Source organism: Streptomyces rubellomurinus (assembly GCF_000961885.1).
GTDB classification, from domain to species: Bacteria; Actinomycetota; Actinomycetes; order Streptomycetales; family Streptomycetaceae; genus Kitasatospora; species Kitasatospora rubellomurina.
On record NZ_JZKH01000020.1, the window covers coordinates 65035 to 78762 of the forward strand.

Consider the following 13728-nt stretch of genomic DNA (forward strand, 5'->3'; position numbering starts at 1 on the left):
GCCAATACTACAACTCATGCATGAAGGAGCGTTCATATGTTCATGTATGGTGGGTGGGTCGTCGGCCCCGCCGTGCCCCGAAGGGTTCCCCGCTCATGTCCTCCTCCACGCTGGCCGTGCTCCCCGCACCCCCGGCCCCGCCCCGCCCGGACGTCGCACCCCGCCGCCGCACCCGGGTGTTCGCCCTGCCCGAAGCCCGCTGGGCCGCCGCCGCGACCGCGCTGTTCCTGCTCGCCCTGCCGCTCCAGCTCACCGGCGCCCCCGGCTGGGCCTGGGGCCCGCTCTACGCCCTCGCGTACGCCGCCGGCGGCTGGGAGCCCGCCTGGGCCGGCCTGCGGGCGCTGCGCGAGAGGACCCTCGACGTCGACCTGCTGATGATCGTCGCCGCGCTCGGCGCCGCCGCGGTCGGCCAGCTCATGGACGGCGCGCTGCTGATCGTCATCTTCGCCACCTCCGGCGCGCTGGAGGCGCTGGCCACCGCCCGTACCGCCGACTCGGTGCGCGGCCTGCTCGACCTCGCCCCGGCCACCGCCACCCGGCTGCTGGACGACGGCACCGAGGAGAGCGTGCCGACCGGGCGGCTGGCCGTCGGCGACACGCTCCTGGTCCGGCCCGGCGAACGGATCGGCGCGGACGGCCGGGTGCTGGACGGCGCCGGCGAGGTCGACCAGGCCACCATCACCGGCGAACCGCTGCCCGTCGCCAAGCGGGCCGGCGACGAGGTCTTCGCCGGCACCCTCAACGGCACCGGCGCCCTGCGGGTCAAGGTCGAACGGGACGCCTCGGACTCGGTGATCGCCCGGATCGTGGCGATGGTCGAGGAGGCGTCCGAGACCAAGGCGCCCACCCAGCTGTTCATCGAGAAGGTCGAGCAGCGCTACTCGCTCGGCATGGTCGCCGCGACCCTCGCCGTGTTCGCCGTGCCGCTGGCCTTCGGCGCCGCGTTCACCGGCTCGCTGCTGCGCGCCATGACCTTCATGATCGTCGCCTCGCCGTGCGCCGTCGTGCTCGCCACCATGCCGCCGCTGCTCTCCGCCATCGCCAACGCCGGGCGGCACGGCGTGCTGGTCAAGTCCGCCGTGGTGATGGAACGCCTCGGCCGGACCGACGCCGTCGCGCTCGACAAGACCGGCACCCTCACCGAGGGCACCCCGCGCGTCACCGACCTGCGCCCCCTCGCGGGCTCCGGCTTCTCCGAGGACGACCTGCTCGCCCTGGCCGCGGCCGCCGAGCACCCCAGCGAGCACCCGCTCGCCCGCGCCGTCGTGGACGCCGCCCGCACCCGCGGCCTCGCCCTGGCCGCGGCCGAGGACTTCGCCTCCACCCCCGGCGTCGGCGTCACCGCCGCCGTCGACGGCCGGATCGTCGCGGTCGGCACCCCGGCCCGGCTGATCAACGGCCGGACCGACTCCGCCGCCGCCCGCGCCGCCGTCATCGCCGCCGAACTGGAGGAGGCCGGCCGCACCGCCGTCCTGGTCGAGGCGGACGGCGTCCCGGTCGGCGTGCTCGGCATCGCCGACCGGCTGCGGCCCGACGCCGCCGCGACCGTCGCCGCCCTGGCCCGCCTCACCGGCCGCACCCCCGCGCTGCTCACCGGCGACAACCCGCGCGCCGCCGCCCACCTCGCGGCCGAGGTCGGCATCACCGACGTGCGCGCCGGGCTGCTGCCGAAGGACAAGGTCGACGCCGTCCGCGAGCAGGAGGCCGCCGGCCGCAGGGTGCTGGTCGTCGGCGACGGCGTCAACGACGCGCCCGCCCTCGCCGCCGCCCACACCGGCATCGCGATGGGCCGGGCCGGCTCCGACCTCGCCCTGGAGACCGCCGACGCCGTCATCGTGCGCGACGAACTCGCCACCGTCCCGGCCGTCGTGGCGCTCTCCCGGCGGGCCCGCTCCTTCGTCGTGCAGAACCTGGCCATCGCCTCGGTGTTCATCACCACCCTGATCGTCTGGGACCTGGTCGCCACCCTGCCGCTGCCGCTCGGCGTCCTCGGCCACGAGGGCTCCACCGTCCTCGTCGGCCTCAACGGGCTGCGCCTGCTGCGCGAATCCGCCTGGCGACGGGCCCGCGCCGACGCCGCGGCCGGGTGACCGGGGAGGTCTGCGGCCGACCGGGCAGTGCGACGAGGGCGAGCGCGGCCGCTTCGAGCGCGACCGGCAGGCCGACGCCGCTGAACGCGTTGCTCGCCGGGCTGTGAGGGGGCCTATACCCGGGCGGCCTCCTCGGTCCAGGCGCCCTCGGGGTGGTCGGTGACCGGCAGGTGCCGAACAGCGGCCCGTGCCAGCTCGGGTCCACCGGCTCGATCCGCAGCCGGTAGCCCTCGATGACGTCGGGCAGCAGCGTGCCCGGTGCGGTCGGCGCGCCGTCCCGCAGCAGCGCGGCGGCGTCGTTGAGCCAGTGCATCATCCCCTGCAGCTCCAGACCGGCCATGACCACCTCCGGGAGCCGGAAGGAGTGCCACAGGCCCACCGTGAAGGCCCAGTCCGGCACCTCCCCGCCGCCGCCCACGCCGACCACGTGCCAGCCGTACTCACGCACGTGCGCCGTCCGCGTGGCCCAGCGCCGCCGCAGGCGCGCCCGTGCGAGCACGGTCGCGGAGGCGGCGGGGTCGCAGAGCACGCAGGGGCAGGGCGGCGAGGCGGTCGTGGTGGTGGTCTCGTCGGTCACCCGGGAATCCCAGCAGACGCCGTGGGCGGGCCCGTCACCTGGGTGGATAGGGTTTCGGGCGGTCCGCGTTCGTCCGAACACCAGCCGAGAGGCACCGATGCGCCAGCTCTTCCTCGACCATGCCGAGCGGGTCGCCGCCCACGCCGGGGTGGCCACCCGGCTCGCCCTGCTCAGCGACCGCCGGCTCGCCGAGCTGGTGGCCGCCGCCGCCCCGGCCGGCTCGGGGGTCGGCGGCCGGTGCGCGGAGCTGGAGGTCGACGGCACGCCGGTCTTCGTCAAGCGGGTGCCGCTGACGGACCTCGAACTGCACCCCGAGCACGTCCGGTCGACGGCCAACCTGTTCGGCCTGCCGATGTTCTACCAGTACGGCCTGGGCTCGGCCGGGTTCGGCGCCTGGCGGGAGCTGGCCGTGCACGCGATGACCACCCACTGGGTGCTGGCGCGCGCCTACGAGGGCTTCCCGCTGACGCACCACTGGCGCGTCCTGCCCGACACCCCGCCGGAGGACTTCGCGGACGAGTTCGGCGGCGTGGACGGCGCGGTCGCGCACTGGGACGGCTCGCCCGCCGTGCGCGCCCGGCTGGAGGCGATCGGGCGGTCCACCCACAGCCTGGTGCTCTTTCTGGAGCACGTGCCGCACACCCTCGGCGCCTGGCTGTACGAGCACCGCGAGGCCGTGGCGCCGGACGGCCGGGGCACCGTGTCCACCTGGGCGGCGGACGAACTGGCGCGCGGCGCCGCCTTCATGAGGGCCCACGGCCTCGTCCACTTCGACGCCCACCTGCGCAACCTGCTCACCGACGGCCGGCGGATCCACTTCGCGGACTTCGGCCTCGCCCTCAGCGCGGACTTCGAACTCACGCGGGACGAACGGCGGTTCCTCGCCGACCACCTCGGCTACGACCACCACCACACCGCGAGCCACCTGATCCGCCACCACCTGCTCGACCGGCTGCCGCCCGGCACCGACCCGGACGGGCTGCTGCGCGCCTGGGCGGCCGGCCGCGGGCCCGCCGGCGTCCCGTCCGACCTCGCCGCGATCCTCGACCGGCACGCCCGGTCTGCCCTCGTCCTGGACGAGTTCCACCGCCGGCTGCTGACCGGGACCAAGCGGGTTCCGTACCCGGCCGCCACCCTCTCCCTTTCCCCGTCCGACGTTGAGGAAGTGACCCCGCGATGAGCGAAGCCCCCGATCCGGCCGTCCTGTACCCGGAGATCGCGCGGCACGGCAGCCTCGCCGCCGCGCTGCGGGCCCTGGCGGCGGAGCAGGGCCTGGTGCTCGACGCCGAGGCCCACGACGGCGATCCGCTGCGGCGCGCCGCGGCCGCCTCCGTGCTGCCGCACCGGGAGGCGGTGGCCGTCTCCGGCTGGGTGCACGAACGGCGCTGGTGGGTCAGCGCGTGGGCGACCAACGGGATGGTGCTCTCGGGGGTCACCGACGAGCTCGGCCAGGTCCCCGCGGTGATGGCGGCGTGGGCCCGTGGGGCGTCGGTCGACGAGATCGGGCGGATCGCCGGCTTCGACGTGCTGACCGGCCGCTTCGAGGTGCCGGACGGCAACGCCGTCGACGTGATCGCCGCGGAGTGGCAGTACCGGCTGAAGGAGGCGCGGGACACCGACTGGCCCGAGCACCTGGCACTCGTCGAAGCCGCCTACGCGGAACCGCGGTTGCGGCGGTTCTACCCCTTCACCAGCCACTGGGCGCTGCGCTTCTCCCGGCTGCCGCGCCCGTTCGTCCCGAGCTTCGCCACCCTGTCGGCGCCGAAGGGAGGCGGCACGTTCCGCGTGTCGGAGTGGGGCGCGGAGGGCTCGGCGGAGACCCGTGTGGCCACGGCGGCGGAGGCGGTCGCGATCGCCGTCGACCGAATCACGGCGGAGTTCGAGGCGGCCGGCTGACCCGCTCAGCCGCCGCCGAGCAGGGCGGCCAGGCCGGCGGTCCCGACGACCTGCGCCCGGGTGGGGAGCACCCGGCGGAGCAGCACCTCGTGGGCCTGCGCGTCCGGGTCGGCGACGCCGTCCGACAGCACGGCCAGCCGGTAGTCGCGGTCCGCCGCGTCGAGGACGGTGGACAGCACGGCGCCGCTGGTGGTGAGCCCGGCGACGACCAGGGCGCTGACGCCGCGCTCGCGCAGCCTCCGGTCCAGGCCGGTGGTGGACAGCGCGCCGAAGCGGGTCTTGCGCACGACCAGGTCGCCGTCCCGGGGCGCCAGCCGCTCGTGGACGGCGGTGGCCGGGTCCTCGTGGTGCAGGGCCCGGTACTCGGCGATCGGGGCGAAGGCCCGGTTGGCGGCCGGGACGGCGTCCCAGTCGGCCTCGGTGAAGCCGGCGCGCACGTGGACGACGGTGCCGCCGGCCGCGCGGACCTCGGCGGCGGCCCGGGCGAGCCGGTCGAGCAGGGCCTCCCGGTCGGCGTCGGCGGGGAGGGCGGCCAGCACGGCGGGCTGGCAGTCCAGGACGAGGAGGGCGGTGCTCATGCGGGGTGTCTCCTTCGTGTGGCGTGGGTGTGCGGGCGGTTGTGCGGGTGGTCAGGCGCGGTGGCCGGCCGGTTCGCGCTCCGGTGCTGACGCCAGGTCGTCGCCGCGCGGGAGCAGCAGCGGACTGGCCAGGATGAGCAGCCCGGCGGCCAGCAGCGCGGTGCGCGGGCCGGTGGCGGCGGCGAGCAGCCCGCCCAGGGCGGTGCAGACGGCGATGGACGCCTGCGAGCCGATCGACCAGGCCGTGAGGGTGCGGGCGAGGAGGTGGGCGGGGGTGCGTTCGAGCCGGTAGGTGGCGACCACCGGGGTGTGCAGGCTCATGTGCACGATGATCGCGAGCTCGACGGCCATCACGGTGGCCAGGCCGACCACGCCCGGCCGGACGAAGGCCAGGCCGATCAGCCAGACGGCGCGCAGCGTGCCGACCGTCCGGAACACCCACCGGCGGCCGTAGCGGGCCACGGCGCGCGGGGCGAGCCGGGAGCCGACCAGTCCGCCGAGGCAGGGGAGGGCGAAGGCCAGGCCGTACTGCCAGGGCGGGAAGTGGAGGTCGCGCAGCAGGAGGACGGCGAGCGGCGGTTCGGTGGCCATGATCAGGCCGGAGACCAGCAGCTGGTTGAGGTAGAGCGGCCGCAGGCCGGGATCGCCGAGGATGTGTCGCCAGCCGTCCAGCAGGCCGGCGGCCCGGACGCCCGGCCTGGTGGACGGGCGCGGCGGCGGCTCCTCCCGGCCGCGGATCGCGGTGATGCCGAGTGCGGACAGCAGGTAACTGAGCGCGTCGGCGATCACGGTGATGACCGGCCCGAGCAGGCCGATCGCCGCGCCGCCGAGCGGCGGGCCGATCGCGATCGAGCTCCAGTTGGTGGACTCGAAGCGGGAGTTGGCGACCAGCAGGTCCGCCGGGGGGACGAGGGCCTTGAGGTGCGCGCCGGAGGCCGCGCCGAACGCGATCCTGGCGGCGGCGACCACCGCCGAGACCGCCAGCAGCTGGGCGAAGCCGAGCAGGCCGAGGGCGTACGCGACGGGGATCGACGCCATGGCGGCGAACCGGACCAGGTCCGTCGCGATCATCACCGGGCGCTTGCGCCGGAACTCCACCCACGGCGCCAGCGGCACCGCGATCAGCGCGCCGACCGCCGGCCCCACCGCGGACAGCGCCGACACCTGCGCCGGGCCGGCGTCCAGCGCCAGCACGGCGATCAGCGGTAACGCCCCGAACCCCAGCCCGGACCCGTACGCGCTCACCGCGTACGCCGCCCACAGCCAGCCGAACTGCCGGCCCAGCGGCCTCCTGCGCACCATGCTCCGCACTCCCGTCCCGAACCCACCCGGACAAACCGACGTTGACCGGGGAGAGCCAACCGCCCGGCACAAGCACAGGTCAAACAACCGACGCGGCCGCGTCCCACAACCGATCGTTGTGCACTAGGGTCGGTGGGCGTGGACCTCGAAGCCGTACGCACCTTCGCCGCCGTCGCCGCAGCGGGCCAGTTCCAGAAGGCCGCCGCCGACCTCCGCCTCACCCAGCAGGCCGTCTCCAAGCGCATCGCGACGCTGGAACGCGACCTCGGCGTCCGGCTGTTCACCCGCACCCCGCGTGGGGCCGAACTCACCATCGACGGGCAGGCGTTCCTGCCGCACGCGCGCGAACTGCTGCGCGTCGCCGAGCGGGCGGTCGGCTCCGTGCGGGCCGGGCGGCGGCCGCTGCGCGTCGACGTGCTCGCCTCGCGCGGCGCGGGGGCGAGCCTGATGCGCGGCTTCCACGGCGCGTACCCCGAGATCGACCTCGACGTGGTGATGCTGTTCGACGTCGAGGCGGCCGTCACCGCGATCCGCTCCGGCGCGGTGGACGCCTCCTTCCGCGCGGTCCGCGCACCCGGCCGGCCGCTGCCCGAGGACATCGCCTCCGCCCGGGTGCTCGACGAGCCGCTGGAACTGCTCACCGGCCCCGGGCACGCGCTGGCGGGCGCGCGGTCGGTCACCCTCGACCAGCTGGTCGGGCACCGGATCTGGATGCCCGGCATCGTTCCCGGCACCGAGTGGGCCGCCTACTACGACGACCTGGTCGCCGAGTTCGGCCTCACCATCGAGGCGACCGGCCCCAACTTCGGCTCCGACGTGCTGCTCGACACCATCGCCGACACCCCGGCCCTGGCCACCTTCATGAGCGAGCGGACCAGGCTGGTCTGGCCCGCCGGCCACGACCTGCGGCGCATCCCGGTGACCGGCCCCGTGCCCGTCTACCCGCACTCGCTGCTGTGGCACCGCGACAACCCCCACCCGGCGCTGGCCACCCTCCGCGCCCACCTGGCGGCGGTCGGCGGCGGGCACGACGCCGCCGGGACGTGGCGGCCCGGGTGGGTGCTGCCGGACTGACGGCCCTTCCGGCGGGCGTCAGCCGCAGCGGTCGAGGAGGGCGTGCAGGCGGGCGGCGGGCAGCCCGGGGTTGGCGGCCGCGCCCTCGGCGGCGTCCGGGTCCGGGCCGTCCAGGAGCGCGTCGAGCACGGCGGGCGCGAGCAGCGGGTTGGCCGCGGCGGCGCGCCGGACGGGCCCGTCCGGGTCGGTGAGCAGCGCGGTGGGCGGCGCGGGGAGGGCGGGGTCGCCGGCGGCCAGGGCGCGGACCTCCGCGTCCTGGTGGCCGAGCAGGTGCGCCAGCCCGGTGCGGGGCAGGCGCGGCAGGGTGAGCAGGTACGGGCGCCGGCGCGGCAGGGCGAGGAAGGCGTCGAGGACGGCGGCGGGCGGCGCCAGCGGGTGGTTGAGCGCCAGCAGGTGGCGGACGTCCGGCTCGGGGTCGGCGGCCAGCCGGTGCACCACCTCCTCGGGCAGCAGCCGGCAGGTCGCGGCGACCCGGCGCAGCAGCGGGTGCGGGGAGTCGGCGCAGGCCGCGTACCAGGCGGTCTCCGGTTCGCGGACCATCTCGGGGACCGGGCCGACGCACTCCGCCGTGGACCGGGCCCCGCAGGCGGTGCCGCAGCCGCGCACCCGGTCGATGGCGCTGCGCTGCGGCCAGGTGCGGGGCAGCGGCTGGACCAGGGCGCGCAGCCGTACGGCCTCGTCCGGGTCCTCGGCCAGTTCGGCCAGCAGCGGCGGGTCGAGGTCGGCCCGCGCGGCGACGCGCTCGCGCACCTTCGGGTCGGGGTCGCGGGCGAGCCGGGCGACGGCGGCGGCCGGCGTGTGCGGGTTGGCGGCGAGGGACCACAGGTTGCGCCGCTCGGCGAGGCAGCGCTCGGCGACGGTGTGGGAGACGGCGTAGTTGACGAGCAGCATGTTCCGGGTGTGCCCGTCGCGGTCCGGGAGGTCGGCCTCCATCGCGGCCGGGTCCAGCTCGCGGTCGCGGCGGCGGGCCGCCGCTGCGACGGCCTCGTCCGGGTCGGCCAGCAGGGCGGCGCGCTGCTCGGGGGCCAGCCAGAGCCACAGGCCGGTGGCCTTGGCCCGCAGGGCCGGGTGCGGGTGGGTGAGCAGCGCGCGGCGGAACGCCTGCGGGATCTGGCCGGAGAACTCCAGCTCCTCGGCGATCTCGCCCGCCGTGAACCTCTGCTCGCCCGGGTGGTCCCCGTCCCGGGCCGTCAGCAGCGCCGCCAGGACGGCGTCCGGCAGCGGCTCGGGCGGGCCCAGCCGGGGCCGCGGACCGGAGGCCAGGCTGATGCGCACGAAGGCCTCCGGGTCGTCGGCCAGCCGGCCGCGCTGCTCGGGCGCGGCGCACCGGCTGCGGGCGAAGGCCCGCCGCACCGCCGACTCCGGGTGCGCCAGCACCGCCTCGACGACGTCCGGCGGCAGGGCGCGCTGCCCGCACAGGACGGGCCAGGCGGGGCGCCCGGCCGGGGCCAGCAGGCGCAGCAGGACCTCGGACGGCGCGGCCGGGTTGGCGGCCACGCCGCGCAGCAGGGCCTCGGCGAGGGGGGTGGCGGACATCGGGCCATCATCGCAGGCGCCCCGCACGGGCGGGGGCGGATATTCGGTGGCCTGCGGCGCGCGGCTGGAGTTCCATGCCCGCATGACTCCTGCCCAGCCGCTGCCGACTGCTGACGCCCCGAAGCGCTACGTCTTCCTCGACCCGGACGGGTGCGGCGGAGGCTGGGTGTTCGTCATCGTGGCCGCGCCCACCGGCGTCGTCTACCAGAACCAGTGCGGCGGCTACAGCTGCGACCAGTACGAGCAGGAGGGGTACCTCGTGCCGCTGTACGGGGCCGACCCGGACGAGGAGTTGCGGAAGATCTTCGTCGGCGAGCTGAAGGGCTGGGGCCACCGCGGCCGGGTGTGGTCGCCCGAGGTGCTGGAGCGGGTGCGCGCCGCCGTCCGGGACTTCGGCATCTACGGCTCCGGGGGCACCGACGAGCCCTTCCCGCCGTCGCTGGTGCTCGACGAGTCCCGCCTCGCCGAGGCCGCCGAGGCCTGGCTCCCGGTCCTGACCCCGGACGGGCCGGGGGTGCTGGTCTGGGAGAACTCGGACTGACGCGGTTCGTTCGGCCTCACCGCGCTTCCTTCAGGCGGCGGCGCGGCCGGTGCCGGTGATCCCGTCGAGCCGGGCCGTGAGCGGGGGCAGGTCCGCGGCGGCGCGGCCGCCGGCGACGGCGCCGCTCAGGGCGAGCGCCGCCGCGCCGAGCTCGGTGAGCGCGCGCCGCTCCCCGGCGGTGAGGCCGGTGCCGGGCAGCACGAAGCCGTTCAGCACCAGCGCGACGTCCGCGGAGACGCCCCCGGTGTCGTGGTCCGCCGGGTCCAGCTCCTGGCCGCAGGTGAGGACGGCGGCGCCGAACTCGGCCAGGTCGAAGTCGGCGGTGCGGGCGGCGAGTTCGAAGACCCACGCGGCCGCCCGTCCGGCCGCCGCCGTCGCCGCCTCCACCGCGACCAGGAGCGCGAGCCGCCGCTGGGCGTCCGGCTGCTCGCTCCCGGCCAGTTCGCGGAGCTCGCGCCGCACCCGGTCCGCGCGCTCGGCGGCGGCCCGGGCCCGGCGGGCGGGGCTCGGCGAGGCGGGCGGCTCGGGGAAGGGATTCGTCATGCCCTGCCCAACTCCCGTTCGGCGAAGCGGGTTACGGCATCGGCTGCGGCGATCGCGGGCCGGTTGTCGGTGTGCCCGGCTAGGGTGCGCGCCATGGACGTGCGCACGCTGACCGACGACCTCTCCGGGACCTTCCACGAGACCCGGGCGGCCCGCGACGCCCTCGTGGCGCGGGGCGCGGCGGTGGTCCCGGCCGTGCTGGGCCTGCTCTGCGACGTCGCGTCGCCCGTCGACTGGATCGTGCCGTCCGACGTGCTGCGCAGAGTCGGCGAGCCGGCCCTCGCGCCGCTGGTGCGGGCGGCCGAGGACGCCGGAACGCGGGAGGTGGCCCGGCGGGTGGCGTTCACGCTGGCGGGGGTGAAGGTGGCCGACCTCGCGGCCTACCTGCCGCTGCTGGACCACCCGCGCAGCGGGGTCCGGGCCTGCGCGCTGTCCGCCTTCCAGGACCGCGGCGAGGCCGCGGCCGGGTTCGTCGACCGGCTGGTCCCGCTGCTGGGGGACCGGGAGGGCACCGTCCGGGACCGGGCCGTCCTGGCCCTCCGGGGCATCGGCAGCGCGGCCGTCCCCGCACTGCGGCGGGTGCGCCGCCGCCCCGCGCCGGGCCCCCGGGTGCGGGCCGGCGCGCTGGAGGCGCTCGCGGCGATCGGCGGGCCGGCCGCGCTCGACGACCGGGACCGGGCCGCCTGGCGGCGGCTGACCGCGATCGAGCTGGCGGCCGAGCTGCCGGAGGCCATGCACGCGAGCGGGTGCTGGTACGCCGTGCCGACCACCGACCAGGAGGCCGTCCTGGCGGCCTTCGACCTCTCCGACGCCGAGCCCGTCACCCTCCGGACCGGCGAGGCGGCCTGGATCGCCGACCAGGGGTGGGTGGACCGCCGCCCGCACGAGCGCTGCGCCCGGGTCTTCGTCAGCCCCGGCCTGGACGGCTGGACGCTGGTCTTCGGCGACACCGCCGAGGACTCCCACCGGGTCGACGACGCGGACGACCCGGAGGCGGCCCTCCCGCCGGTGGTGCGGCAGCGCTGCGCGGAGCTCAGCCGCCGGTTCGGCTCGGCCCAGTGGTACGGGACGAGCTGCGCCGACGGCTGGACGGCCTGGTGCGTCGCCGAGGGCGGCGAGGTGGTGCGCCACTACGACGGGCACCTGGCGGCGGAGGAGGGCGACGACGGCCCCGGGCACCCGGCCGAGGCCGGCTACCTCCTGCCGCACCAGGACGGCTTCCCCGCCGGCGCCTTCGACGGGGTCGACCCGTACGACTCCGAGGCGTTCCTCGCCCGGCGCCGGCAGCTGAAGGAGGAGCTGGGGATCCCCGACACCTGCGACGCCTCCACCATCGCCGCCCGGCTCTCCGTCGACCCCGGCGGCCTGGGCCCGCGGGTCGCCGTCACCGGCCACGGCGTGCTCGCCCTCACCGCCTGCGGGCGGCGGCACGGCCACCCGGCGGGGGCCCTGCCGGTCTGACGCCCGCGGGTCAGGCGGCGGTCCGCAGGCTGGTCGCCTGCAGGAAGTCCCTGGTCAGCCGGGTGAACTCGGCGGGCCGCTCGGCGCGGAAGACGTGGCCGCAGTCCAGTTCGGCGTAGCTGCTGCCGGGGATCGCGGCCCGCAGCTCCCGGGCGTTCTCGACGGGCACCAGGGCGTCCTCGGCGCAGCCGACCACCAGCGTCTCGGCCTGGATCAGCGGCAGCAGGTGGCGGATGTCGAGGCGGCGGACGAGGTCGAGCTGCCGCAGGATGCCGCTGGTGGGCCGCATGACACCGGCGACGTGCTCGACCACCTCGTGGCCGACCGTGCGCAGGTGGCGGCGGCTGAGGGCGACCAGGGCGCTGTACCGGCCGAAGGCCTCGGGGTCGTGGGCGAGGTCCAGCCAGACGCCCGTGGCGGTGCGGAAGTACGGGTCCTCCGCGTGGCCGAGGCCCGCGACCAGCACGAGCCGGCGGACCAGGTCGGGGCGGGTGGCGGCCAGGGCGGCGGAGGTGACGGCGCCCAGCGAGTGGCCGACGACGTCCACCGGGCCGGGGCCGAGGCGCTGCTCCTGGCGCGCGTGCTCGATCACCGCGGCCACCTGTTCGGCGAGGACCTCGACGGTGAGGTCGGCGCCGTCGTCCTCGACGCGGGCGCTGCCGGAGAGGTCGGGCAGCAGCACGGTGTGCCGGTCGGTGAACCCGCCGCTGAGGGCGTCCCAGGTGACCGACCCGGGGCCGGTGCCGTGGACGAGCACCAGGCCGGGCCCGCTGCCTTCGGCGCGGTACTGGACGCGGGCGTTGCCGACGACGATCTCGGTCATGGTGCTTTCCTCCGGCGTGATCTGGCGGACGGTCAGACAGTCGGTGACTCTAATCGTGGCACTCGAATCGAGTCAACACTGATCGAGTGGGCTCCGATCGAGTGGGCTCTGATCGAGTGGACACTGATCGTGGGTCGGCCGCTACGATGGCGGCGTGCTGAGCTTGAGCATCCTTGGATTCCTGGCCGAAGAGCCGCTGCACGCCTACGAGCTGCGGGCCCGCATCTCCGGCCTGTCCGGCCACGTCCGCCCCGTCAGCGACGGCGCGCTCTACCCCGCGCTGAACCGGCTTCGCAAGGCCGGACACCTGGACCGCCAGGAGGAGCCCGGCCGCGGCGCCACCCCGCGCCAAGTGCTGTCCCTCACCGCCGAGGGCCAGGCAGAACTGCTGCGCCGACTCCGCGAACCCGCCGAGGTCGAGATCACCGACCGCAACTCGTTCCTCGTCCTGCTCGCCTTCCTCGGCCGGCTGCCCGACCCGGCCGACCAGGCCCGCGTGCTGCGCCGCCGACTGGAGTTCATGGACCGCCCGGCCAGCTACTTCTACGCGGACGGCAAGCCGGTGCGCGCCACCGAGATGGACGACCGCTTCCGCCGCGGCATGCTCACCCTCGCCGCAGGCACCAGCCGCGCCGACCGCGCCTGGCTGCGGGAGACGATCGCCGAACTCGACGCCGAGTCGGCAGCCCCAGGCGCGCCCTGACGCCGGTCCCGGCGGGCGGGCCCCCGTGCGGGGCCGGGGGCTGCCGTCACACTGGGAGGTGTCGGCGGAGAGTGGGGTGAAGGCGATGCCTCTTGAGGGCGAGTACGAGCCGAATCCGGCGCAGAAGCAGTGGATCCGCGAGCAGGTCGAGCTGTACGAGCGCTCGGGCGGCACGCAGGGCACGACGCTGTGGGACACGGGGCTGCCGGTCGTCATCGTCACGATGCGCGGCGCGAAGAGCGGCCGGATCCGCAAGCTCCCGCTGATGCGGGTGGAGCACGAGGGGCGGTACGCGGTGGTGGCCTCGAAGGAGGGCTTCCCGCGCCACCCGGACTGGTACTTCAACCTCAAGGCCAACCCGCAGGTCGACCTCCAGGACGGCCCCGAGAAGCGGGAAATGACGGCCCGTGAGGTCACCGGCGACGAGCGGGCCCGGTGGTGGCGGCGCGCGGTCGCCGCGTACCCGCCGTACGCCGAGTACCAGGAGCGGACCCACCGCGTGATCCCGGTCCTCGTCCTCGAAGCCCTCGAACCCCTCGAAGCCCTCGAAGCCCTCGGACCGGAATGACCGGGGCTATCCTGTGGCGATGGTGGATCGCTGAAG

General features: G+C 76.3%; 14 protein-coding genes. 8 read left to right on the forward strand and 6 right to left on the reverse strand.

Going from position 1 to position 13728, the window contains the following annotated elements; translation table 11 throughout:
• The first annotated feature begins 95 nt into the window (after positions 1 to 95).
• A complete protein-coding gene (locus VM95_RS12650) occupies positions 96 to 2090 on the forward strand; it encodes a heavy metal translocating P-type ATPase (RefSeq protein WP_045695582.1) in 1995 nt (664 codons plus the stop codon).
• On the opposite strand, the gene VM95_RS12655 is transcribed toward VM95_RS12650, so the two are convergent.
• Positions 2023 to 2667 carry a DUF4262 domain-containing protein gene (locus VM95_RS12655; protein WP_045695584.1) on the reverse strand — a complete coding sequence of 215 codons (645 nt, stop codon included), beginning with the start codon at positions 2665 to 2667 and terminating at the stop codon, positions 2023 to 2025. The genes VM95_RS12650 and VM95_RS12655 overlap by 68 nt on opposite strands.
• Positions 2668 to 2764: 97 nt before the next feature.
• On the opposite strand from VM95_RS12655, the gene VM95_RS12660 reads away from it, so the two are divergent.
• Both VM95_RS12660 and VM95_RS12665 read left to right on the forward strand, forming a co-directional pair.
• Positions 2765 to 3847 (forward strand): protein kinase family protein, encoded by a 1083-nt coding sequence (locus tag VM95_RS12660; protein WP_045695588.1) that lies wholly within the window; start codon positions 2765 to 2767, stop codon positions 3845 to 3847.
• Entirely contained in the window at positions 3844 to 4563 is a 720-nt protein-coding gene (locus VM95_RS12665; protein WP_045695591.1) for a DUF6193 family natural product biosynthesis protein, read from the forward strand. The genes VM95_RS12660 and VM95_RS12665 overlap by 4 nt, the downstream gene beginning before the upstream one ends.
• Before the next feature lie 5 nt (positions 4564 to 4568).
• On the opposite strand, the gene VM95_RS12670 is transcribed toward VM95_RS12665, so the two are convergent.
• Together VM95_RS12670 and VM95_RS12675 are read right to left on the reverse strand one after the other, a co-directional pair.
• Entirely contained in the window at positions 4569 to 5141 is a 573-nt protein-coding gene (locus VM95_RS12670) for a cysteine hydrolase family protein (protein ID WP_045695594.1), read from the reverse strand.
• Positions 5142 to 5192: 51 nt separating this feature from the next.
• Positions 5193 to 6443, reverse strand: a complete 1251-nt coding sequence (locus VM95_RS12675; protein WP_045695596.1) for an MFS transporter — start codon at positions 6441 to 6443, stop codon at positions 5193 to 5195.
• 138 nt (positions 6444 to 6581) lie between these two features.
• Here VM95_RS12675 and VM95_RS12680 point away from each other — a divergent pair, with 138 nt between their 5' ends.
• The gene (locus tag VM95_RS12680) at positions 6582 to 7517 is read left to right on the forward strand and encodes a LysR family transcriptional regulator (RefSeq protein WP_045695598.1); all 936 of its coding nucleotides are present in this window, start codon (positions 6582 to 6584) and stop codon (positions 7515 to 7517) included.
• An 18-nt stretch (positions 7518 to 7535) separates the two neighbouring features.
• Here the strand turns inward: VM95_RS12680 and VM95_RS12685 are convergent, their stop codons facing one another.
• Complete coding sequence (locus tag VM95_RS12685; RefSeq protein WP_045695600.1) at positions 7536 to 9053, reverse strand: hypothetical protein; 1518 nt, start codon at positions 9051 to 9053, stop codon at positions 7536 to 7538.
• Positions 9054 to 9135: 82 nt separating this feature from the next.
• On the opposite strand from VM95_RS12685, the gene VM95_RS12690 reads away from it, so the two are divergent.
• Positions 9136 to 9594 carry a DUF6210 family protein gene (locus VM95_RS12690; protein WP_045695683.1) on the forward strand — a complete coding sequence of 153 codons (459 nt, stop codon included), beginning with the start codon at positions 9136 to 9138 and terminating at the stop codon, positions 9592 to 9594.
• Positions 9595 to 9624: 30 nt separating this feature from the next.
• Here the strand turns inward: VM95_RS12690 and VM95_RS12695 are convergent, their stop codons facing one another.
• Positions 9625 to 10137, reverse strand: a complete 513-nt coding sequence (locus VM95_RS12695) for a hypothetical protein (protein WP_045695605.1) — start codon at positions 10135 to 10137, stop codon at positions 9625 to 9627.
• Positions 10138 to 10230: 93 nt separating this feature from the next.
• Here VM95_RS12695 and VM95_RS38810 point away from each other — a divergent pair, with 93 nt between their 5' ends.
• Positions 10231 to 11598 (forward strand): HEAT repeat domain-containing protein, encoded by a 1368-nt coding sequence (locus VM95_RS38810; protein WP_052707330.1) that lies wholly within the window; start codon positions 10231 to 10233, stop codon positions 11596 to 11598.
• Between the two features lie 10 nt (positions 11599 to 11608).
• Here the strand turns inward: VM95_RS38810 and VM95_RS12705 are convergent, their stop codons facing one another.
• Positions 11609 to 12421 carry an alpha/beta fold hydrolase gene (locus VM95_RS12705; protein ID WP_045695608.1) on the reverse strand — a complete coding sequence of 271 codons (813 nt, stop codon included), beginning with the start codon at positions 12419 to 12421 and terminating at the stop codon, positions 11609 to 11611.
• Positions 12422 to 12575: 154 nt separating this feature from the next.
• Here VM95_RS12705 and VM95_RS12710 point away from each other — a divergent pair, with 154 nt between their 5' ends.
• Both VM95_RS12710 and VM95_RS12715 read left to right on the forward strand, forming a co-directional pair.
• On the forward strand, positions 12576 to 13124 hold the full coding sequence (locus VM95_RS12710; RefSeq protein WP_045695611.1) for a PadR family transcriptional regulator: 549 nt from the start codon (positions 12576 to 12578) through the stop codon (positions 13122 to 13124).
• Between the two features lie 85 nt (positions 13125 to 13209).
• Positions 13210 to 13692, forward strand: a complete 483-nt coding sequence (locus VM95_RS12715) for a nitroreductase family deazaflavin-dependent oxidoreductase (RefSeq protein WP_045695691.1) — start codon at positions 13210 to 13212, stop codon at positions 13690 to 13692.
• The last annotated feature ends 36 nt before the right edge of the window (positions 13693 to 13728 follow it).

Excerpts from the sequence above, each read along its gene's own strand:
- VM95_RS12650 (WP_045695582.1), top strand. The coding sequence starts at position 96 with ATGTCCTCCTCCACGCTGGCCGTGCTCCCCGCACCCCCGGCCCCGCCC.
- VM95_RS12660 (WP_045695588.1), top strand. The coding sequence starts at position 2,765 with ATGCGCCAGCTCTTCCTCGACCATGCCGAGCGGGTCGCCGCCCACGCC.
- VM95_RS12665 (WP_045695591.1), top strand. The coding sequence starts at position 3,844 with ATGAGCGAAGCCCCCGATCCGGCCGTCCTGTACCCGGAGATCGCGCGG.
- VM95_RS12670 (WP_045695594.1), bottom strand. The coding sequence starts at position 5,141 with ATGAGCACCGCCCTCCTCGTCCTGGACTGCCAGCCCGCCGTGCTGGCC.
- VM95_RS12675 (WP_045695596.1), bottom strand. The coding sequence starts at position 6,443 with ATGGTGCGCAGGAGGCCGCTGGGCCGGCAGTTCGGCTGGCTGTGGGCG.
- VM95_RS12685 (WP_045695600.1), bottom strand. The coding sequence starts at position 9,053 with ATGTCCGCCACCCCCCTCGCCGAGGCCCTGCTGCGCGGCGTGGCCGCC.
- VM95_RS12690 (WP_045695683.1), top strand. The coding sequence starts at position 9,136 with ATGACTCCTGCCCAGCCGCTGCCGACTGCTGACGCCCCGAAGCGCTAC.
- VM95_RS12695 (WP_045695605.1), bottom strand. The coding sequence starts at position 10,137 with ATGACGAATCCCTTCCCCGAGCCGCCCGCCTCGCCGAGCCCCGCCCGC.
- VM95_RS38810 (WP_052707330.1), top strand. The coding sequence starts at position 10,231 with ATGGACGTGCGCACGCTGACCGACGACCTCTCCGGGACCTTCCACGAG.
- VM95_RS12705 (WP_045695608.1), bottom strand. The coding sequence starts at position 12,421 with ATGACCGAGATCGTCGTCGGCAACGCCCGCGTCCAGTACCGCGCCGAA.
- VM95_RS12715 (WP_045695691.1), top strand. The coding sequence starts at position 13,210 with ATGCCTCTTGAGGGCGAGTACGAGCCGAATCCGGCGCAGAAGCAGTGG.